Here is a 19,714-nt window from a genome sequence, read left to right as displayed (position 1 = left end):
ACCGCCTGCGGGTGGCGGCAGGTCTGCCAAGCCCAAGCCCACGGGTTTCCGGCTGTTCATGCGCCGCCTGTTCGTCTGGGGTGGTGCCCTGGCGCTGCTGGGCGTCCTGTCGCTGGCAGTGGCGGTGGGCCTCGCGGCCAATTCGCTGCCCGACTATGATGAACTCAAGGCCACCCAGAACGAACAGATGATCGTGGTGCGCGCGCGCGACGGCACCGAACTGGTCACGCTGGGGCCGTCCTATGGCAAGTGGATTGCCGCCGGGCAGATCCCGCAGGTCATGAAGGACGCGATCCTTTCGACCGAGGACAAGCGTTATTATCAGCATATCGGGGTCGATCCGATCGGGATCGTGCGCTCGTTCTATGTGCGCTATCGCGACGGGCGCTGGCGGCAGGGCGGCTCGACCATCACCCAGCAGCTGGCCCGCACCGTGTTCCTCAACAACAGCCGGACCTTTGGCCGCAAGCTGCGTGAAGGGGTGCTGGCGCTGGCGATCGAATGGAAATTTTCCAAGGATCAGGTGCTCGAGCTCTATCTCAACAAGGTCTATTTCGGCGGCGGGGCCTATGGCATCGATTCCGCCAGCCGCAAGTTCTTCGGCCATCCCGGCACCCAGCTGAGCCTGCCCGAGGCGGCAATCATCGCCGGGCTGGTCAAGGCCCCGTCGCACTATTCGCCCACTGCCGATGCGGTGGCTGCGGTCGATCGCGGCAAGGTGGTGCTGGGGCTGATGCGTGAAAACGGCAAGGCCAGCGCCGATCAGGTTGCCGCAATCGATTTCAAGTCGATCAAGTTCGTGACCGAAACCGGGCAGAATTCGGTCCGCTATTTCACTGACTGGGCCTTGCCGCAGCTTGATATCCTGCTGGGCGAAAACGATCAGCCGATCGAGGTCTGGACCACGCTCGATCCCAAGCTTCAGGCCGCCGCGACCGACGCGATCCAGCGCAATGTGCCGGGCGGTGCGCAGGGCGCGCTGGTCAGCATGGACCGCGACGGCGCGGTGCTGGCGATGGTCGGCGGGACCGATTACGTCACGTCGAACTATAACCGCGCGATCAATGCAGTGCGTCAGCCCGGTTCGGTCTGGAAGCTGTTCGTCTATCTCGCCGCGCTTGAAGCCGGCTATACCCCGGCCAGCGAGGTGATTGACGAACCGGTGACGATCCAGGGCTGGAGCCCGCGCAATTCGGGCGGGACCTTTGCCGGCAAGATCGACGTGCGCACCGCCTTTGCCTATTCCAAGAACACCGTGGCTGCGCAGCTGGGCAACGAAGTGGGCTTCAACGCCGTGGCCGCGGTTGCGCGGCGGTTCGGGATCACCACCCCGATCTCGACCGTCCCGTCGATGGTGCTGGGATCGAACGAGGTGCGGCTGATCGACATGACCCGGGCCTTTGCCGCAGTCTCGGCCAAGGGGCAGTCGGTCGAGCCCTATGGCATCGTCAAGATCGCCACCACCGATGGTCAGGTGCTGTACCAGCACAAGCCCAAGGGCAGTGTGGCGCTGGTCAGTCCCAACGTCGCCAATGGCATGACCGACCTGCTGCAAAGCGCGGTTGCTTCCGGCACTGGCCAGGCGGCGCAGATCGGGCGGCCGGTTGCGGGCAAGACCGGGACCACCACATCGAACAAGGATGGCTGGTTCCTGGGCTTTTCCAGCGGAGTCACCACCGGGGTGTGGATGGGCCGCGACGATGACAAACCGGTGGGCGGGCTGCAGGGCGGGACAGCCCCGGCCCGGGCTTTTTCATCCTATATGAAGGTCGCGGTGGCCGGACGTCCGGTCGAGAAGTTCGAAACCGAAATGACCGCGCCGGCCTGGCAGCTGGAGCCCGACGACGAAGCCAATTTCAGCGGCAGCCCCGAAGACTATTACTATGTCGATGAAAACGGCAACCTGATCGAACCGACCCGCGGGGGCGCCAGTCCGGGTGCCGATCGCCAGGCCGCGCCGCGCGATGATGGTCCGGGCGATCCCAACGATCAATTGGTCCCGGTCAATCCGCCACCCGCGGCCAACGAGGATTTCCTCAATGAGGCGACGGGCCGGAAGGGGAGCGGATCCTCCTCCCGGCCGCCCCAATCACTTTAGCCGCACGCCGATGTAGATCGTGCCCTGCAGGCCAGGGCGCATCACTTCGATCGTCACGCTGGGCCGGCCGGCCGCCTTGGCGGCCTTGATCGCCGCGTCCAGCGCACTGACCGAGGTGATCGGCTGGAAGTTGACGCCCACCACAATGTCGCCGCGCTGCAGGCCCTGATTGGCCGCATCGGAATCGCTATCGACCCGGGCGATCACCGCGCCGCGGGTTGATCCGGGCACGCGCAGCTGCTGGGCGATATCGGCATCCATGTCGAGCACCCGCAGCCCCAGCGTGTCCGAAGTCGGGCCTTCGCCCTTGCCGTTGGCATTGTTGAACGGGCTTTCGCGCTGTTCGGGCGGGGCCAGGGTCTTGGCCAGCTCGTCCTGTCCGGGGCGGCGGGCAACCGTCGCGGTGACGGTCAGCGGCTTGCCCTGGCGCAGCAGATCGATCGGGATCCGGGTGCCCGGGGCGATATTGGCGACGATCGTTGACAGCGAGGTATCGGGTGTAACCTCGATCCCGTTGACCTTGATCACGATGTCACCCGGCTTGATCCCGGCCTGCGCGCCCGGCATGCCCGCCGGAACGCCGCGCACCAGCTCGCCGCGGTTGTGCGGCAGGCCCAGCGAATCCGCCATGGCATCGGTGACCGGCTGGATCTGAACACCCAGGAACCCGCGCTCGATCGCCTTGCCGGCCATCAGCTTTTCGACGATCGGCTTGGCCGTATCCGAAGGGATCGCGAAACCGATCCCGATGTTGCCGCCGCTGGGGGCGACGATCCAGTTGTTGATGCCGATCACGTTGCCGCGCATGTCGAACATCGGCCCGCCCGAATTGCCCGAATTGATCGAGGCGTCGGTCTGGATATAGTGATCGTAGGCGCCCGATCCGGTGTTGCGGTTGACCGAACTGACGATCCCCGAAGTGACCGATCCGCCGAGCCCGAACGGGTTGCCGATCGCGATGATCCAGTCACCGGCGCGGGCCTTGCTGCTTTCGCCAAAGCGCACGAACGGTAGCGGGCTCTTGGCGTCGATCTTGAGCACGGCTATATCCGAATCAACATCGCGGCCCACGATCCGCGCCGGATATTCGGCGCCATCAGCCAGCTTGACCGTGACGTTGTCGGCCGCGCCCTTGCGATCGAGGCTGATCACGTGGTTGTTGGTCACCACATAGCCATCGGCCGAAACAATGAAGCCCGAACCGACCGCTTCGGCCACCCGTGCCTGGGCACCCTGGCCCATCATCGCGCCCAGCGGCGTATTGGCCAGCGGGTTTTCGACCTGCACTTTCTGGCGCACGGCAATGTTGACCACGGCCGGTTGCAGCTGTGCGGTGAGATCGGCGAAGCTGGCCGGCGCACCGGCGCGCGGGACAACCGCCTGCATCCGGCTCTCATCGTTCTGGGCCACCTGGGCACCGGCGGGAAAACCGGTTGCCAGCGAAAGCGCCGCGCCGCCCAGCAACAGCGCACTTGTCACTCCATAAGCGTATCGCACCTGTCTTGGTCCTTCTGCTTCAAATCCAGCCCGCCCCGGCAACACGGATTCACCCCGCGCGGCCTGAACGGGAATTGAACGGGCAAATCGCGCGCTATTGCCCGTTGAGATACTTGAGATAGGCACTGCCCGGCGGAATTACGATAGTGGCCGCATTGCGCCGGCGCGGATCCGCCAGCATCGTCTCATAACTGCGCAGCGCGCGGAAATAGGCATAGAATTCCGGATCCTGCCCGGCGCTCTGCTGCATGATCGTGGCGGCCTCGCCTTGGGCCTGGGCCAGGATCGCCTTGGCTTCTTCGGCGCTGCCCAGTTCGATCGCATAGGCCTCGCGCTCATGATACTCCTGCATCCGATCGTAGGTCTGCTTGAGCCCGGCCTCGGTCAGCCCGATCCGCCCGATCCGGAAATCAACCACCTGCACGCCAAAGCTGCGGGCCTTGGCATCGATCCGCGACAGCAGCTTGCGGCTGGCCCCGCCGCTGCCCGGCAGGGCGATCGACTGGGCGCTGTGCTGGCCCAGTTCCTCTTCCAGCAGCGAAGGCAGCACCGCGCGCAGCTGACTTTCGGCCTTGTCACCTTCACCCGGCACCGCCAGCAGCCGCACCGGATCGATGATCCGGTAGGTCAGGTCGGCATCGACCAGCAGCACCTGGGCATCGGCGGTGCGGATCTGCTGGCCGCCCAGCGAATAGCCGATCAGGCCGCGCTCAAACAGCGTCACCTGTTCGACCAGCGGCAGCTTGAAGACCACCCCGGTGCCGTGCGGTCCATCCGGGCGGAAGCGGTTGACCACGCGGTCGGGTTCACCCATCCGCTCGATCACCGCCTGGTGGCCTTCATCGACCACCACCACGCTCGACAGGCCCAGCAGCGCCAGAAAGGCCAGCGCGAACAGGGCGATCCCCTTGCCGGGTCCGGTACGGCCCATCTCAGCGCCCTCCCGCAGGGGCTTGGGGATCGGGCGATGGTCCGGCCGGGCCATTGGTGCCGCCCAGCACCACCTTGTCGTTGTTGCGCAGCACGCGTTCCATCGTTTCGTAATACATCCGCTGGCGGGTGACCGCCGGGGCCAGTTTGTATTCGGGGTAGATCTGGTTGAAGGCATCGGCCTCGGCCCGGGCTTCAGCCAGCCGCCGCGCGCGCCAGTCCAGCGCGTCCTGGCGGTTCTTGCGCTGACCTTCGCGGGCCTGGGCGATCTTCTTGAAAGTATCGGCCAGCCTGGTCGGCGGTCCGGTCCGGGGCACTTCGACCCCGGCCAGCACTACACCCGATTGCCAGGCATCAAGCACGCGCTCCATCCGTCCGGCGACGCGCTGCTGCAATTCGGCCTGGCGCTTGCCGTTGATAATTTCGGCATAGTCGAATTCGGCCACGGCGGCGCGCATCTGGGCATCGGCCAGACGGCGGATCGCGGCCTCGCCTTCCGGCAGGTTGTAGGCAAAGCGGCGCAGGTCACCGATCCGCCAGCGGATCTGGAACGACAGGTTGACCAGTTTGCCATCGCGGGTCGGCATCAGCGTTTCGGCTTCCTTGTCGGGCAGGACCGTGGTCTCTTCCTTGCCGGTTACCCGCCGGTCAACCGCCTGGAATGGCCAGGGCAGGGTAATGTTGAGGCCCGGGCCAAGCGTGCCCGAATAGCGCCCCAGCGTGGTCAACAGCGCGCGCTCGTCCCTGGCCAGCACGTGGATCGAACTGGCCATCAGCCAGGCCGATACCAGCCCCAGCGTCAGCCAGGGCACCATCCGCACGCGCCTGCCGCTGCCATTGCCGCCCGATCCCCCGCCGCCCCGGCTGCGCAGGATATCGTCGATCCGGGCCGAGCGCCGGGGGGCAGTTTCTTCTTCCGGGTTCAGCCAGGGATTGCGCCCTGGCGCATCGCCGGGCGCATCTGCGCCATCGCCAGCCGGTTCGGGACCCTGCCCGTCATCGCCGCGCCCATTGCCCCAGGGGCTGTCCCCCTGCGACATCGCCAGCGCCGGTTCGCGCCCTGAACTGCCAAAACCTCTCATCGTCAGACACTATAGGTGTGCATGACGCACAAAAACAGTGTCTCGCGCGGCTTTTTCCTTGCTAGGGGTGCGCGCATTATGAGTGACCCCACCGAAACCCTGCGCACCGCGCTGCCTCCGCTTGCCCAATCCCGCCTGCAATCGCTGCGTCTGGCCGATGGCCGGGCAGTGGTGGTGCTTGATGCCGGCGGGCTCGACGCGCTGGAACGCGAACGGCTGGAGGCGGCGGTCAAGGAAGCGCTGGCCGGCCAGCCGGGCGTTGCCGAAGTGCGCGTGGCCTTGATGGCGGACAAGGTCCGGCGGGCGATCATTGCAGTCGGTTCGGGCAAGGGCGGGGTCGGCAAGAGCACCGTTTCCGCCAACCTGGCGATCGCGCTGGCCCGCGCCGGGCGCAAGGTCGGGCTGGTCGATGCCGATATCTATGGCCCCTCGCAGCCTCGCCTGCTGGGCAGCGAAGGGGTAAAGCCGCAGGCCCGTGGTGACAAGCTGGTGCCGGTCCCCAACCAGTGGGGCGTGCCGCTGCTGTCGATGGGCCAGCTGATCGAACCGGGCAAGGCGATCGCCTGGCGCGGGCCGATGGCCGGCAATGCCCTGGGCCAGCTGATCGATGCCGACTGGGGCGATGCCGAAGTGCTGGTGGTCGATCTGCCGCCGGGCACCGGCGATGTCCAGCTGACCATGCTGCAGCGCTACAAGCCGACCGGTGCGGTGATCGTCTCCACCCCGCAGGATCTGGCACTGATCGACGCGCGCCGCGCGATCCAGCTGTTCGAAGTGGGCGAAGTGCCGGTGATCGGCATGGTCGAGAACATGGCCGGATACCAGTGCCCGCATTGCGGCGAGCTGTCCGATCCGTTCGGGCAGGGCGGGGCCGAAGCCGCAGCGGGCGAAATGGGCCTGGCCTTCCTGGGCCGGGTCCCGCTGGAACTGGCGATCCGCAAGGCCAGCGATGCCGGCACGCCGCCCGCCGCGGGTGAGGGCGCGGCGGCCGATGCCTTTGCCGCTCTGGCCCGGCGAGTTGGCACCTGGCTCGACAATCGCGGCGGGCGCGGCTGAACCATGCAGGTCACGCGCCGGGGAATCCTGTTGGGAATGGGCGCCGCGGGTGGGCTGATCGCCGCCTGGGCGCTGACCCCGCGCAGCTTTGCCCCGCCGCTCAGCCCGGGTGAGGGCGAATATGCCTTCGATGCCTGGCTCAAGATCGGCAAGGACGGGGTGGTCAGCGTGGCAGTGCCCGACCTCGAAATGGGTCAGGGCGTTGCGACCCTGCTGGCGCAGGTCGTGGCGATGGAGCTGGGCGCTGACTGGCGGCAAGTAGCGATCGAGCCGGCGCCGGTCAGCGGGGCCTATGCCAATGCGGTGCTGGCGGCTCGCTGGGCGCCGCTGTGGCTGCCGCTGGGTTCGGGTCTGGCCGACGATCCGGGCAGCCTGCTGGCGCGGCGCTTTGCCGAACGCGATGCCTTTACCGCCACCGCCGATGGCACCGCGCTCGCCGCGCACGAAGTGGCGGCGCGGGCTGCGGCGGCGGGTGCGCGGGCGATGCTGGCCCAGGCTGCGGCCGACAAGTGGGGTGTCAGCTGGGAAGAATGCGAAGCGCAGGGCGGCTTTATCCTGCACGACAAGAACCGCGCCTCGTTTGCCGAACTGGTTGAAGCGGCAACGGACTATTCCCCGCCCGATCCGCCGGTTGCCCGCGCGCAGCCGCCGCAGGAGAACCCGACCGAATTCCCGCCGGGCGCACCGCTGCGCTTCCCCCGGCTTGATCTGCCCAGCAAGGTTGACGGCAGCCACCAGTTCGCCGCCGACGTGCGCCTGCCCGACATGCGCTTTGCCGCGATCCGCCATGCCCCGGTGGGGCAGGAGGCGCGGCTGGGCAGCTTCGATGCCAAACGCGCGCCGGAAGTGAAGCTGGTGACCGGGCCCGACTGGCTGGCGGCGGTGGGTGAAACCTGGTGGGCGGCCGAACAGGCGCTCAGCCGGATCGCGCCCAATTTCGCCGCGAAGGCCAAGGCCGAAAGCGGGCGGATCGCCGCGCGGCTGGACGAAGGCTTGCGCTATGGCGATGCCAACCGCTTTGCCAGCCAGGGCGATCCCGATAGCTGGCTGCGCGGCAAATTCGAACACACCGCGCTCTACACAGTGGCTCCGGCGCTCCATGCCGGGGTGGAAACCGCCTGTGCCACCGCGCGGTTTGAAAACGGACGGCTGGAACTGTGGGTCGCCAGTCAGGCCCCGCAGGCCTGCCGCCAGGCGGCGGCGCGCGCGCTCGATCTCTCGCTTGATGAAGTGACGCTCTATCCGATGCCGGCCGGAGGCAGCTTTGACGCCCGGCTGGAAAGCGAACACGCGGTTGAGGCGGCGCTGATCGCCAAGGCGGTTGGCAAGCCGGTGCAGCTGACCTGGTCGCGCTGGCAGGAACAGCTGCGCGCCCGTCCGCGCACTCCGGCGCGCGCGGTGATGGCGGCGCGCACCGCGCAGGATGGCTCGCTCACCGCGCTCAAGCTCAGGATCGCGATGCCGGCCACCGTGCGCGAATTTGGCGGGCGGCTGTTCAATGGCCGCAAGGCTGCCGATGCGCTGGCGCTGCAGGATCAGACCGATGATCTGGCGATGGAGGGCATGGTCCCGCCCTATGCGATCGAGCATCTGGTGGTGGAGCATGTGCCGGTGGAAATCGGCCTGCCAACCGGGCGATTGCGCGGCAATTCGCACGGGATCGGCGCCTTCCTGATCGAAACCTTCATTGACGAGCTGGCCAAGCGCTCGGGGCGTGAGGCGCTGTCCTACCGCATGGCCATGCTGGCCAGCGAACCCAGGCTGGCCGCCTGCCTTCAGCGCGCCGCGACATTGGCCGAATGGGGCGGCGGCGGGGGTGGCAGCGGGCAGGGGCTGGCCTGCTGGAAGATGACGCTGGGGCCGCGCGAAGGGCGGATTGCGCTGGTCGCCAGTGCCCGGCACGACGATCGCGGGATCCGCGTCGAAAAGCTGACCGCGGTGGTCGATATCGGCCGGATCGTGAACGTCGATCTGGCCCGCCAGCAGATCGAAGGCGGGCTGCTGTTCGGCATGGGGCTGGCGAACGGCTGCACCACCGCCTATGCCGATGGCTTGCCGCTGACCGGGCGGCTGGGGCTGATGGGCCTGCCGCTGTTGTCCGATAGTCCGGAGATTCTGGTGGAATTTGTCGAAAGCGATGCCGATCCCTTCGATCCGGGCGAACTGGGCGCGGTGATCGCGCCGCCGGCGATTGCCAATGCGCTCTATTCGGCCGGCTCGGTGCGCCTGCACTCGCTGCCGCTCACGCTGGAGCAGGGCTGATGCTGCCCGCCGGTCATCCCACGGTGCAAAGCCCGCGCGTGGGCGTGCTGCTGGTCAACCTTGGCACTCCCGATGCGCCGACGCCCGGCGCGGTGCGGCGGTACCTCAAGGAATTCCTGTGGGATCGCCGGGTGGTGGAAATCCCGCGCGCGGTGTGGTGGCCGGTGCTCAACCTGATCATTCTCAACACCCGCCCGAAAAAGAGCGCGCACGCCTATCAGCAGGTCTGGACCCCGGATGGCTCACCGCTGGCCGCGATCACCAAGGCCCAGGCGGGTGCCTTGCAGGACCGGCTGGGGCCATCGGTCATGGTCAGCTGGGCGATGCGCTATGGCAATCCGGCGCTGGGGGCAGAGCTGCAGAAGCTGAAGGACGCCGGGTGCGAGCGGATCCTGATCGCCCCGCTCTATCCGCAATATTCGGGTGCGACCACCGCTTCGGCGCTCGACGCGCTGGGCAGCCAGCTCGCCGCGATGCGCTGGCAACCGGCGGTGCGCACCCTGCCGCCCTATTACGATGACCCAGCCCATATCGAGGCATTGCGCAGTGACACTGCCCGGCAGCTCAAGGCACTGCCGTTTACCCCCGAAGTGCTGCTGCTCTCGTTCCACGGGATGCCTGAACGGACGCTCCATCTGGGCGATCCCTATCACTGCCAGTGCCAGAAAACCGCGCGGCTGCTGGCCGAGGCGCTGAAGGGTGAATTCCCTGATCTCAGGATCGAAGTGACCTTCCAGAGCCGTTTCGGCCGCGCCAAATGGCTCGAACCCGCGACCGACGCGGTGCTCGCCGCCGAGGCTGCCAGGGGCACCAAAGCACTGGCCATCGCTGCCCCCGGCTTCTCCGCCGATTGCCTCGAAACCCGCGAGGAACTGGCGATCCGTGGCCGGGAACAGTTCCTCGAAGCCGGCGGAAAGGACTTCGCCGCGCTCGATTGCCTCAATGCCGGAGAGGCCGGAATGGCCATGCTGGACGCGCTGGTGCGGCGCGAACTGGCGGGGTGGCTCTAGAAATCCACCGCGATGCCCTTTTTCACCCAGTCGCCATAGCGGGTGGGGGAAAGGCCATCGGGATCGGCCTCGTCCTTGGCCTTGGCCGGCTGCGGCGCGGGATCGTTGGTCCAGTGCGCGGGCTTGGCGAAGGGCTTGAGGCGTTTGGTGGCACGCTGGGTCATGGCGCACAGATAGGCCTTTCGGGCGGGCGGGCCAAGGGCTAGGGCGATCCGGATGGACATTCCCGGTTTTCCAGCGCGCAAGGGTGCGCTCAAATTGCTCGATGCCGTGCTGCGCCGGGGTGAGACGCTCGATGTGGCGGCGCATGGCGCCTTGCAAGGGATCAAGGGCGCGGCCGACAAGGCCTTGGCCCGCGCGCTGGCCGGAGAGGCGCTGCGCTGGTTGACCGATCTTGATGCGCTGATCGACAGCGCGACCCGCCAGGTCCTGCCCGACGATGCCAAGCCGCGTTCGGTCTTGCGGCTGATGCTGGCCGGCTGGCTGCGGCTGGAAACCCCGCCGCATGCGGTGATCGCGACCGGGCTGGAACTGCTCAGCGGCGGACCGCGGCGGCTGGCGCACGGGGTGTTCTCTACCCTGGTCAAGCGCGGGGTGACCTTGCCCGCAGCGCCAAGCTTGCCGCCCGAAGTGGCCGCGCGCTGGGGCGAGCGGGCCGGGGCGATCGCGGCCGGGCTGGCGGTGCCGCCGCCGCTTGACCTCAGCCTGCGCGATGCCGATGCCACCGCTGAATGGGCCGAACGGCTGGGGGGGCAGTCGCTGGCGCTCGGCCATGTCCGCCTGCCGCGCGGCACCGCGGTGGAGAACCTTGAAGGCTTTGGTGAGGGCGCCTGGTGGGTGCAGGACCTCGCCGCCAGCCTGCCCGCGCGGCTGCTGGGCGCGGGTACAGGACGGAAGGTGCTTGACCTCTGCGCCGCGCCGGGCGGCAAGACGCTGCAACTCGCGGCGGCGGGCTGGCAGGTGACCGCGCTCGACCTGTCGGCCAAGCGGCTGGCGCGGCTGGAGGAGAACCTCAAGCGCACTGGGCTTAGCGCCAGCGTGGTCCAGGGCGATGCGCTGGGCTGGCAGGCCGATCGGCAGTTCGATGCCGTGCTGCTCGACGCGCCGTGCACCGCCACCGGCACCTGCCGCCGCCATCCCGATGTGCTGCACCGGATCGGCCCGCGCCAGATTGCCGAGATGACCGAGCTGCAGGCGCAGATGCTGACCCGCGCAGCCGGCTGGCTCAAGCCCGGCGGCACGCTGGTCTATGCGGTCTGCTCGCTCGAAAGTGCCGAGGGTGAGGAACAGGCCGCCCGCGTCGCCCTGCCGCAGGATCCGATCCGCGCCGAGGAACTGCCCGCCGGCCTGGCCCCCACCTCCGAAGGCTGGCTGCGTACCGATCCGGGCCTGCTGGCCGAAGCGGGCGGGCTCGACGGGTTCTTCATTGCCAGGTGGCGCAAGGACTGACCCCTTGCCCTGACCGGGCATCCCGCGCACTATCGCCCCCGACAATTCCGGGGAGAGACCATGCGCCATATCGCCACCTTGACCGCACTGCTGCTGGGCGTGTCCAGCCCGGCGTTGGCCTATCAGGCCGAGATCAAGCGTGACGACTGGGGGATCGCCCACGTTCACGGCAAGACCGATGCCGATGCGGTGTTCGGGATGATCTATGCCCAGGCCGAGGATGACTTCAACCGGATCGAGATGAATTACCTCACCAACCTGGGCCGCCGGGCCGAGGCTGACGGTGAGGAATACATCTGGGAGGATCTGCGCCAGCGGCTGTGGATTGATCCGACTGAACTCAAGGCGCAGTATGCTGCCAGCCCGGCGTGGCTGAAGGAACTGATGCAGGCCTGGGCGGCGGGACTCAACCAGTATCTGGCCGATCATCCGGAAGTGAAGCCCAAGGTAATCACCCGGTTCGAACCGTGGATGGCGCTGAGCTTTTCCGAAGGCAGCATCGGCGGCGATATCGAGAACGTGCCGCTCAGCCAGCTCGAAGCCTTCTACACCGGCCAGCAAATCGCGATGAGCGCCGACGAACGCGGCCTGTCATTCAGGGAGCCGCTGGGTTCGAACGGCTTTGCGATTGGCCCCTCGCATTCCGCCAGCGGCAATCCGCTGCTGCTGATCAACCCGCACACCAGCTTTTTCTTCCGCTCCGAACTGCAGGTGCAGAGCGACCAGGGCCTCAACGCCTATGGCGCGGCGACCTGGGGGCAGTTCTTCATCTATCAGGGTTTTAACGATCAGGCCGGATGGATGCACACCTCCAGCGGGATCGACAATGTCGATGAATTTGCCGAGACCGTGGTGAAGCGCCCGGCCGGCGGTTACGCCTATCGTTATGGCAAGGAAGCGCGCGCGGTGAAGGAAAAGCGCGTCACACTGGCCTTCCGCAAGGGTGACGGCAGCATGGGCAGCCGCACTTTCACCACCTATCGCACTCACCACGGCCCGATCGTGCGCAAGGACGGCGGCAAGTGGATCGCCTTTGCGATCATGCACAAGCCGGTCGCGGCGCTGCAGCAAAGCTTCCTGCGCACCAAAACCCATTCGCTGGCCGAATTCCGCAAGGTCGCCGCGCTCAGGGCGAACAGTTCGAACAACACGATCTTTGCCAGCAAAAAGGGCGAGATCGCCTACCTCCACCCGCAGTTCCTGCCGGTGCGCAACGACCGGTTCGATTACCGCAAGCCGGTCGATGGCAGCAATCCGCTGACCGACTGGAAGGGCCTGACCCCGCTGGCCGCGCTGCCCACCGTGGTCAATCCGGCCAACGGCTGGCTGTTCAACGTCAATGATTCGCCGTGGTGGGCGGCGGGCAAGGATAGCCCCAGGCAGGCGCAGTTCCCGCGCTATACCGACGTGGCGGGCAAGGAACCGCGCACCCCGCATGCGATCGCGGTGCTGTCTGCCCGCAAGAGCTTCACGCTCGATCAGCTCCTTGCGGCGGCCTACGATCCGTGGCTGCCCTATTTCGCCGAACTGCTCCCGCCGCTGGTCAAGGCGCACGAACAGGCACCCGATCCCAAACGCGCCGAGGCGGTGGCCATGCTCAAGGCCTGGGACTGCAAGTGGGGGCTGGCTTCGAAGGAAACCAGCCTGGCGGTGTTCTGGGGCGAGGCACTGGCCGCGCGCGGCGAGGCGGCGGCGGAGGCGCAGGGGATCACGATCGAAACCTGGCTATCGACCAGGGCCAGCAATGCCGACCGGCTGGCCGCGCTGGACGAGGCGATGGCGCGGCTGACCCAGGACTTCGGCTCGTGGCAAGTGCCCTGGGGTGAGATCAACCGCTACCAGCGCAACGACGGCGCGATCCGCCAGACTTTCGACGATGCCAAACCCTCGACCCCGGTGCCCTTCGCCAGCGGCAACTGGGGCTCGCTCGCCAGCTTCGGTTCGCAGCGCTATCCGGGGACGAAGCGCTATTACGGCACCTATGGCAACAGCTTCGTCGCGGTGGTTGAGTTCGGGCCGAGGGTGAAGGCTCGCGCGGTTACCGCCGGGGGCGAAAGCGGCAATCCGGCCTCACCGCACTTTGCCGACCAGGTCGATCGCTATGCCACCGGCAACCTGCGCCCCGTCTATTTCTGGCCGGAAGACCTTGCGGGACATGTGAAGGCGGTGAAGGTGGTGAAGGGGGGCTGACGCTGCAAGGCCCTCTCCAGATTTGCGCAGCACATCTGGGGAGGTGGCAGCCCGAAGGGCTGACGGAGGGGTATCGACGCTGACGTTAAGGGCCCCTCCGTCTCGGCCTTGCGGCCGATCCACCTCCCCATTTGTCGCATTCGCGAAAAATGGAGAGGATCAAGGAAGACTACCCCTTCATCCTTTCCGCAAAGCCCTTCTTCAGCTTGGCCAGCTTGGGCGGGATCACCGCCAGGCAATAGGGGTTCCGCTGGCCTTCGCCCTGCCAGTATTCCTGGTGGTAATCCTCGGCTGGCCACCACCGGGCCGGGCCTTCGATGGTGGTGACAACCGGTTCGCTGCGGTCGGCCTGGGCGCGGGCGATTGCCGCTTCCACTTCGCCGCGCTGGGCGTCGTCGGTCAGGAACACGGCCGAGCGGTACTGCGTGCCCACGTCGCCGCCCTGGCGGTTGAGCTGGGTCGGGTCGTGGGTTGCGAAGAACACGTCGAGCAAGTCGGCATAGGAAATGACCGTCGGGTCATAGGTCACCAGAATCGCCTCGGCGTGCATGGTGTCGCCGGCGCAGACTGCCTTGTAGGTCGGGTTATCGGTGTGCCCGCCGATATAGCCGCTGGTCACCGCGCTGACCCCGGCCAGCTGGCCGAACACCGCTTCGGTACACCAGAAACATCCGCCCGCCAGGATCGCCTCGGCCATGTGACTTTCTCCTTTTCCGACAAGATAAATAGGCACGCGTCCGGCCCTTGTCATCGCCCGTCGCTGCGCTAATTTGCAAGCTGTTCGCAAACAGAAGGAAATCCCGCCATGCGCCGTCCGCTTTTCGCCCTTGCCGCCCTTGCCCTTTCGGTGCCGCTGGCAGTCGGGATTCATGCTCCGCTTGAAGCGAAGGACAAGGTTACCGACGGCCAGGCGATGGCTGTGGTCTTGGCCAATCCCGCCCGCGACGGGGACCGGGTACGCGACCAGTATCGCCATCCGGCCGAAACCCTGGCCTTTTTCAAGATCCGTCCGGGGATGACCGTGGTTGACTACATGCCTTCGGGCGGCTGGTACACGCGCGTGCTGGTGCCCTATCTGGGTGAGAAGGGTCGCTACATCGGACTCAATCCCGATGTCCGCAATCTGGGCGACAACTGGAAAAAGAACTATTCCGACGCCCACGACACTTTCCCGGCCAAGGCGCAGGGCTGGTTCGCAGGCATGACCGGTCTGGCCCCGATCGATGCCTGGAACAGCAACGACCTGCCTGGCGACCTCAACGGCAAGGTCGATCGGGTGATCGTGATGCGCGAGGTTCATAACCTGTGGCGTCAGGATATCATGCGCAAGGAACTGACGGTGCTCCACGGCCTGCTGAAGGACGATGGCCTGCTGGGGATCGAGGAACACCGCGCCAAGGACAAGTCGCCGGTCGCCTACCTCGATGGCAGCAAGGGTTACATGCGTCAGCAGGACGTGATCGCGCTGGTCGAGGCCTGCGGGTTCGTGCTGGTCGGCAAGAGCGAGATCAACGCCAACAAGAAGGACCCGGCCAACCACGCGCGCGGCGTGTGGATGCTGCCGCCCAACCTGTCGGGCGTGACCGACCCGGTCGAAAAGGCCCGCCTGACCGTAGTGGGCGAGAGCGACCGGATGACGCTGTTGTTCCGCAAGCGGAAGTGATACCGGCGCGGCCATGAGCACGCTTACTGTCGCCGCCCTGCAACTCGCGCTTGGTTCCTCCGACGAGGCCGAGAACATCGCCGCTGTCGCCGCGCTGATCGAAGCGGCTGCGGCGCAGGGCGCGCAGGTGGTGCTGCCGCCCGAGCTGTTTTCCGGCCCTTACTTCTGCCAGATCGAGGACGAGGCACTGTTCGCGCTGGCGCGGCCCACGCGCGATCACCCTTCTGTGGTGGCGATGCGCGCGCTGGCGGCGAAGCTGAAAGTGGCGATCCCGACCAGCTTCTTCGAACGCGACGGGCATCACTATTACAACACCATGGCCTGGATCGATCCTGACGGCGAGATCCAGGGGACCTATCGCAAGAGCCATATCCCCGATGGGCCGGGCTATGAGGAAAAGTACTATTTCCGCCCCGGCAATGACGGGTTCAAGGTCTGGAACGCGTTCGGGCACAAGCTGGGCCTGGGGATCTGCTGGGACCAATGGTACCCCGAATGCGCGCGGGTGATGGCGCTGCTGGGCGCCGAAGTGCTGCTTTATCCGACCGCAATCGGGTCCGAACCCTATGACGCCGATCTCGATACCAGCCGGATGTGGCGCCGGGCGATGCAGGGGCACAGCGTTTCGAACTGCATGCCGGTGGTCGCGGCGAACCGGATCGGCACCGAGAACGGCCAGCGCTTTTACGGCCACAGCTTCATCACCGATGAATGGGGCGATCTGGCGGAGGAATTCGGCGGCGGCGAAAGCGGCGTGCTGGTCCACACGCTCGACCTGGACCGCGCCGCGCGCCACCGCGCCGGCATGGGCTTTTTCCGCGATCGCCGTCCGCAGCTTTACGGCCGGATCGCCGAGGACAAGTGAACCATCGCTACCTGATTGCGCTGGGATCGAACCGGCGCCATCCCCGCTTTGGTCGGCCCGAACATGTTCTGGCCGCCGCCTTGGCTGCGCTGGAGGCACACGGCATCAAGGTGGAGGCGCTGGGTCCGACGATCCGCAGCGCTCCGATCGGCCCTTCGCTGCGGCGCTATGCCAATGGCGCGCTGGTGGCGGCATCCCGGCTGGAACCCGACGAACTGCTCGATGAACTGAAGGCGATCGAACGCCGGTTCGGCCGCCGCACCGGCGGGCAGCGCTGGAGCAGCCGGGTACTCGACCTCGATATTGTATTGTGGAGCGGCGGAGCCTGGTCTTCGCCCGGCCTGACCGTGCCGCACGCCGCTTTTCGCGAACGCCTGTTCGTGCTGACCCCGGCGCTGCCCATCGCGGGCACCTGGCGTGATCCGCTGAGCGGGCGGACCCTGCGGCAGATCACGGCACGCTTGACCCGGCCACGCCCGATCCCTAGTTGGGCGCCTTCCGGTGAAGCGGGCCCTTAGCTCAGTCGGTAGAGCAACTGACTTTTAATCAGTAGGTCGCTGGTTCGAACCCAGCAGGGCTCACCACGTTTTTCAATAGTTTAACCGCACCTCAGGCTTTCGCATGGATGCTCCTGACAACCACATAGCAACCACGCGCGCGGTCAATCTGGGGTAATCAGAGGGAAAGTCTGCCCTCTCTCAAAATCGCGCGAACGCAGATTGTCGCTGTTGAAGCCAGGCTCGACATGGCCTGCCTTCAGCTTGTCCGCGATCCTTTTCTGACCAGCCTGTTTAACGAACCCATTGAAGTGCCGGGCGGGCACCTTGTGGATGTAGGCGTATTCCATGGCATCGCTGAGATCGGCGCGTCTGTTTCGGCCTAGTTTGATCTTGTCCCCCAGTATCGCGATCAGGCCGACTTTGAAGGGCTTTCCCTTGATGGAATGGCGGCCCCTTTTCAGAGATCGGTCGTAATCAACCAGATGTTCAAGCATGGGCCAGCGGCCATCCTTCACGATCCTTTGCAGGTGCTGGTATGCCTTTCTGGAGAGCCAATCGTCCGTCGTTTCCTCAAACTGACCAGCCGCATCGCGAGCGCCGAGCTTTTCCCATTGCCTGTGGAACTTGGCTCTAAGTTGGATGAACGATCGGATCTGATGTTGCTGCTCGACGGTCATACGACTGCCAGACTTCTTCGGTAATTTCGTCGCCATCTGATTGTCCTCGAAAACGAGGACAGTCCGTAGCAGGTTTGAGGTGTCCTCCAAAGCGAGGACACTCATTCCCCAAAACTACCTGAACGACCCCGATTTGAGCCTCACGGATGGCGGTAGCTTCAGACCTGTAAACGGAAGAGAGCCTTCACCTTGTGTTGGCCGGTCAGCCGAATTTGTCGGCTCCGTAACATCTGAACGAGGAATCGATAACATGGCGAAGAACCCAAAGTTACCCAAACTGGCGCGGACGAAGAATGCCTGCCGCGATTGCGAAACCCATTTGAAGGAAGTCGCAATGCTCAGCAGGAAGGTGAAGAGCCAGCAGAGGCAGATTGCCCGGCTGACTAGCTCGGACGGCGGGCAAAAGGGGAAGCAGCTAGCGGCCAGTTCATTCGTAACACGCAGGGTGTTAACATCATCCACATCGGCAAAGCAGGGTTAGCCAAAACGATGATTCCCGTCCCGCCTCAGGATCAGCAGGCAAAGCTGCTGGAATTGCTGAATGCCGCCTTCACTCGAGCCGACCGCCTAGAAGCCGAAGCCGCCCGCGCCCGCGCGCTGTTTGACCGGCTGGAAGCCGCGCTCCTCGCCAAGGCCTTCCGGGGCGAACTGGTTCCGCAAGATCCAAACGACGAACCAGCCCAAGTGTTGCTGGACCGCATCCGCGCAGACCGCGCCGCCGCGCCGAAGACGAAGCGGGGGAGGCGTTCCAGCTTGTGACCCCACCATAAGGCTATCAGGAGAATTGGCGTGAACATGCTACTGGATTGGCAAAAGCTGGGCCTGTTCGCGGCCATTGCGGCGGTTGCCGCTCATGTATGCATGTTCAAGCTTCAATCCCGACCGAAGGTTCACAAGCTGGCCGTTTATGCCTCTGCATTGATTGGCGGCTGCTCCCTGCTTCTCGGCTTATACCAATCAGATGAACAGCTGGCGAAGTGGGCACGCCCATCTTTGGAGCTTAACCGCAAAGCGGAGCTAAGTATGCTGACAATGCAGATCGAATCGGATCGTCAGTATTTTTGCGAGAGCCCGAAGGCGGTTCGGACCGAATATTCACCCTCCAACTTTGACCAGATTGTGGCGGCTGAAACGGCAGCTTGTGGAACCATGAAGACCTTGAAGGCCAGGAGCGGAATATGGGAGTCGGCTACTAACGACATTTCCCTTCCAGAGTTGAAAGCTGAACATTTCGCCATCGCCATGCCTCAGCAAAGCGCACGTGAATTGCTCAGATTGGCTAAAGCACACAATGTTGCAGCTGCGGAGGTCAGGCGCCTTGATAGCATGGGATCGCCGTCTGCGTTGCTTCTAACTCTCACTGCGTTTGGTCCTTATGCTTTCATTCTCGCCTTCACGGTGGGCCTGGCCAGCATCTGGTTCCCTGCCAGTGCAGGCACAGCTAAAACAGCCGGACTCCGCAGGAAGCGAAAGGCACGTGAAGCGAAATGAGTGATGGTAACCGCGAATTGTTGATCACTCATGCGCAGTTCGCGAGTGCTTTACGCGAGGCTGCCGGAATGGACGCAGGGACGCTGCGAACTTCCAGTGGCGGCAAGGCACCTCGCAGCTATTTCGTGCGTGTTAATGGCCGATTGCTCTCGCTAAAGGCAGTTACGCGTCTTGCATACATTCGGGCAGGCCAGAAGTGGAACGACCTCCAATCAGAGTTGGTTTTCCGCAAGCTTCGCAACAGATTTGACGTCGTCCATATCACAATAAAGACTGAACGCGAACGCCTTGAGCGGCAGCGACAAACAGCAGAGCGATGGGCAAGGCCAGAGCAGGCCAGGTTTCGCGAAAGGCTGCTAGAGTTTTACGGCGGCAGTTGCGCCGTTTCGGGGTGTTCGGTTCTCGACGCCGTAGACGCCGCGCACATCATAGGTGTGGATGGTGCAGGAGAAGATATCGATTCAAATGGCTTGATTCTCCGAGCCGACCTTCACCGCCTCTTCGATCGCGATCTCATGGCAGTCGATCCAGCTACAGGAATCGTGCATTTCCACCCCATTTGTGGCGCTAGCTATCAATTGCTGATCGGCACCAGGGTGAATCTTCCCCAAGAAGGCCCCCAGCTTGCGCACTTTGCAGAGCGCTGGCAACGATTTACGCGTCGAGTAGCGGGGTAACGGGCGAAGTCTTTATGGCCGAACCCGAGCATGGGCCCCAAGTCAAAGGTTGTTCAGTGATGCTGTCACAAGCCAGACTTAACTTCGAGAAGTTCCTGCTTCGCGATGTCCGTGAGCTTAGCGACCTTCATCGACGCGCACTGGCGGCACGATTACAACACGGTCAGGCCGCACTCGAAACTGGGCGGGAAGACCCCCGCCGAGATCGCCGGCCAACGTGTCTGGGGGCATGCCCCCAGACACGTTGCCATCCCATCAAACAACCAT

General features: G+C 65.2%; 19 protein-coding genes and 1 tRNA gene. 14 read left to right on the top strand and 6 right to left on the bottom strand.

Annotation, left to right across the window (positions count from 1 at the left end; all coding sequences use genetic code 11):
- The first annotated feature begins 58 nt into the window (after window positions 1-58).
- Complete coding sequence (locus IT549_RS12005) at window positions 59-2,098, top strand: PBP1A family penicillin-binding protein (protein WP_365776986.1); 2,040 nt, start codon at window positions 59-61, stop codon at window positions 2,096-2,098.
- Here the strand turns inward: IT549_RS12005 and IT549_RS12000 are convergent.
- From IT549_RS12000 to IT549_RS11990, 3 genes are all read right to left on the bottom strand, one after another.
- The gene (locus tag IT549_RS12000) at window positions 2,090-3,595 is read right to left on the bottom strand and encodes a Do family serine endopeptidase (RefSeq protein ID WP_292973470.1); all 1,506 of its coding nucleotides are present in this window, start codon (window positions 3,593-3,595) and stop codon (window positions 2,090-2,092) included. The two genes, IT549_RS12005 and IT549_RS12000, sit on opposite strands and share 9 nt — an antisense overlap.
- 94 nt (window positions 3,596-3,689) lie before the next feature.
- Window positions 3,690-4,526, bottom strand: a complete 837-nt coding sequence (locus tag IT549_RS11995) for an SPFH domain-containing protein (RefSeq protein ID WP_292973468.1) — start codon at window positions 4,524-4,526, stop codon at window positions 3,690-3,692.
- Window position 4,527: 1 nt separating this feature from the next.
- The gene (locus tag IT549_RS11990) at window positions 4,528-5,607 is read right to left on the bottom strand and encodes a protease modulator HflK (RefSeq protein WP_292973466.1); all 1,080 of its coding nucleotides are present in this window, start codon (window positions 5,605-5,607) and stop codon (window positions 4,528-4,530) included.
- A gap of 78 nt (window positions 5,608-5,685) precedes the next feature.
- Here IT549_RS11990 and IT549_RS11985 point away from each other — a divergent pair, with 78 nt between their 5' ends.
- Genes IT549_RS11985 through hemH form a run of 3 tightly spaced genes read left to right on the top strand, consistent with a single transcriptional unit; the run spans window position 5,686 to window position 9,935 of the window.
- Complete coding sequence (locus tag IT549_RS11985; RefSeq protein ID WP_292973464.1) at window positions 5,686-6,663, top strand: Mrp/NBP35 family ATP-binding protein; 978 nt, start codon at window positions 5,686-5,688, stop codon at window positions 6,661-6,663.
- Between the two features lie 36 nt (window positions 6,664-6,699).
- Window positions 6,700-8,925, top strand: coding sequence for a molybdopterin cofactor-binding domain-containing protein (locus tag IT549_RS11980; protein ID WP_365776981.1), 2,226 nt, complete (start codon window positions 6,700-6,702; stop codon window positions 8,923-8,925).
- On the top strand, window positions 8,925-9,935 hold the full coding sequence (gene hemH, locus IT549_RS11975; protein WP_292973460.1) for a ferrochelatase: 1,011 nt from the start codon (window positions 8,925-8,927) through the stop codon (window positions 9,933-9,935). The genes IT549_RS11980 and hemH overlap by 1 nt, the downstream gene beginning before the upstream one ends.
- On the opposite strand, the gene IT549_RS11970 is transcribed toward hemH, so the two are convergent.
- Window positions 9,932-10,099 (bottom strand): DUF1674 domain-containing protein, encoded by a 168-nt coding sequence (locus tag IT549_RS11970; protein WP_292973458.1) that lies wholly within the window; start codon window positions 10,097-10,099, stop codon window positions 9,932-9,934. The genes hemH and IT549_RS11970 overlap by 4 nt on opposite strands.
- Window positions 10,100-10,151: 52 nt before the next feature.
- Here IT549_RS11970 and IT549_RS11965 point away from each other — a divergent pair, with 52 nt between their 5' ends.
- Entirely contained in the window at window positions 10,152-11,384 is a 1,233-nt protein-coding gene (locus tag IT549_RS11965) for a methyltransferase domain-containing protein (RefSeq protein ID WP_292973456.1), read from the top strand.
- A 60-nt stretch (window positions 11,385-11,444) separates the two neighbouring features.
- Window positions 11,445-13,574 carry a penicillin acylase family protein gene (locus IT549_RS11960; protein WP_292973454.1) on the top strand — a complete coding sequence of 710 codons (2,130 nt, stop codon included), beginning with the start codon at window positions 11,445-11,447 and terminating at the stop codon, window positions 13,572-13,574.
- A 169-nt stretch (window positions 13,575-13,743) separates the two neighbouring features.
- Here the strand turns inward: IT549_RS11960 and msrA are convergent, their stop codons facing one another.
- Entirely contained in the window at window positions 13,744-14,271 is a 528-nt protein-coding gene (msrA, locus tag IT549_RS11955) for a peptide-methionine (S)-S-oxide reductase MsrA (protein WP_292973452.1), read from the bottom strand.
- Between the two features lie 108 nt (window positions 14,272-14,379).
- Here msrA and IT549_RS11950 point away from each other — a divergent pair, with 108 nt between their 5' ends.
- The 4 genes from IT549_RS11950 (at window position 14,380) to IT549_RS11935 (ending at window position 16,686) form a co-directional block, all read left to right on the top strand.
- Window positions 14,380-15,237, top strand: a complete 858-nt coding sequence (locus IT549_RS11950; RefSeq protein ID WP_292973450.1) for a hypothetical protein — start codon at window positions 14,380-14,382, stop codon at window positions 15,235-15,237.
- A gap of 13 nt (window positions 15,238-15,250) precedes the next feature.
- Window positions 15,251-16,102, top strand: a complete 852-nt coding sequence (gene aguB, locus IT549_RS11945; protein WP_292973448.1) for an N-carbamoylputrescine amidase — start codon at window positions 15,251-15,253, stop codon at window positions 16,100-16,102.
- Entirely contained in the window at window positions 16,099-16,620 is a 522-nt protein-coding gene (folK, locus tag IT549_RS11940) for a 2-amino-4-hydroxy-6-hydroxymethyldihydropteridine diphosphokinase (protein WP_292973446.1), read from the top strand. Before aguB ends, folK begins: the two co-directional genes overlap by 4 nt.
- A tRNA-Lys gene (locus IT549_RS11935) sits at window positions 16,611-16,686 on the top strand. Before folK ends, IT549_RS11935 begins: the two co-directional genes overlap by 10 nt.
- A 77-nt stretch (window positions 16,687-16,763) precedes the next feature.
- Here the strand turns inward: IT549_RS11935 and IT549_RS11930 are convergent.
- Window positions 16,764-17,279 carry a hypothetical protein gene (locus IT549_RS11930; RefSeq protein ID WP_292973444.1) on the bottom strand — a complete coding sequence of 172 codons (516 nt, stop codon included), beginning with the start codon at window positions 17,277-17,279 and terminating at the stop codon, window positions 16,764-16,766.
- Between the two features lie 489 nt (window positions 17,280-17,768).
- Between IT549_RS11930 and IT549_RS11925 the strand changes: the two genes are divergently transcribed.
- From IT549_RS11925 to IT549_RS16190, 4 genes are all read left to right on the top strand, one after another.
- Complete coding sequence (locus IT549_RS11925) at window positions 17,769-18,038, top strand: hypothetical protein (protein ID WP_292973442.1); 270 nt, start codon at window positions 17,769-17,771, stop codon at window positions 18,036-18,038.
- Between the two features lie 30 nt (window positions 18,039-18,068).
- A complete protein-coding gene (locus tag IT549_RS11920; protein ID WP_292973440.1) occupies window positions 18,069-18,770 on the top strand; it encodes a hypothetical protein in 702 nt (233 codons plus the stop codon).
- Entirely contained in the window at window positions 18,767-19,447 is a 681-nt protein-coding gene (locus IT549_RS11915) for an HNH endonuclease signature motif containing protein (protein WP_292973438.1), read from the top strand. Before IT549_RS11920 ends, IT549_RS11915 begins: the two co-directional genes overlap by 4 nt.
- Window positions 19,448-19,552: 105 nt before the next feature.
- Window positions 19,553-19,714: integrase core domain-containing protein (locus IT549_RS16190; protein WP_365777163.1), on the top strand; the 162-nt coding region annotated here is incomplete at its 3' end.

It is taken from the genome of Novosphingobium sp. (assembly GCF_020852455.1).
Lineage (GTDB): Bacteria > Pseudomonadota > Alphaproteobacteria > Sphingomonadales > Sphingomonadaceae > Novosphingobium.
This window is presented reverse-complemented; position numbering and strand designations above follow the sequence as displayed.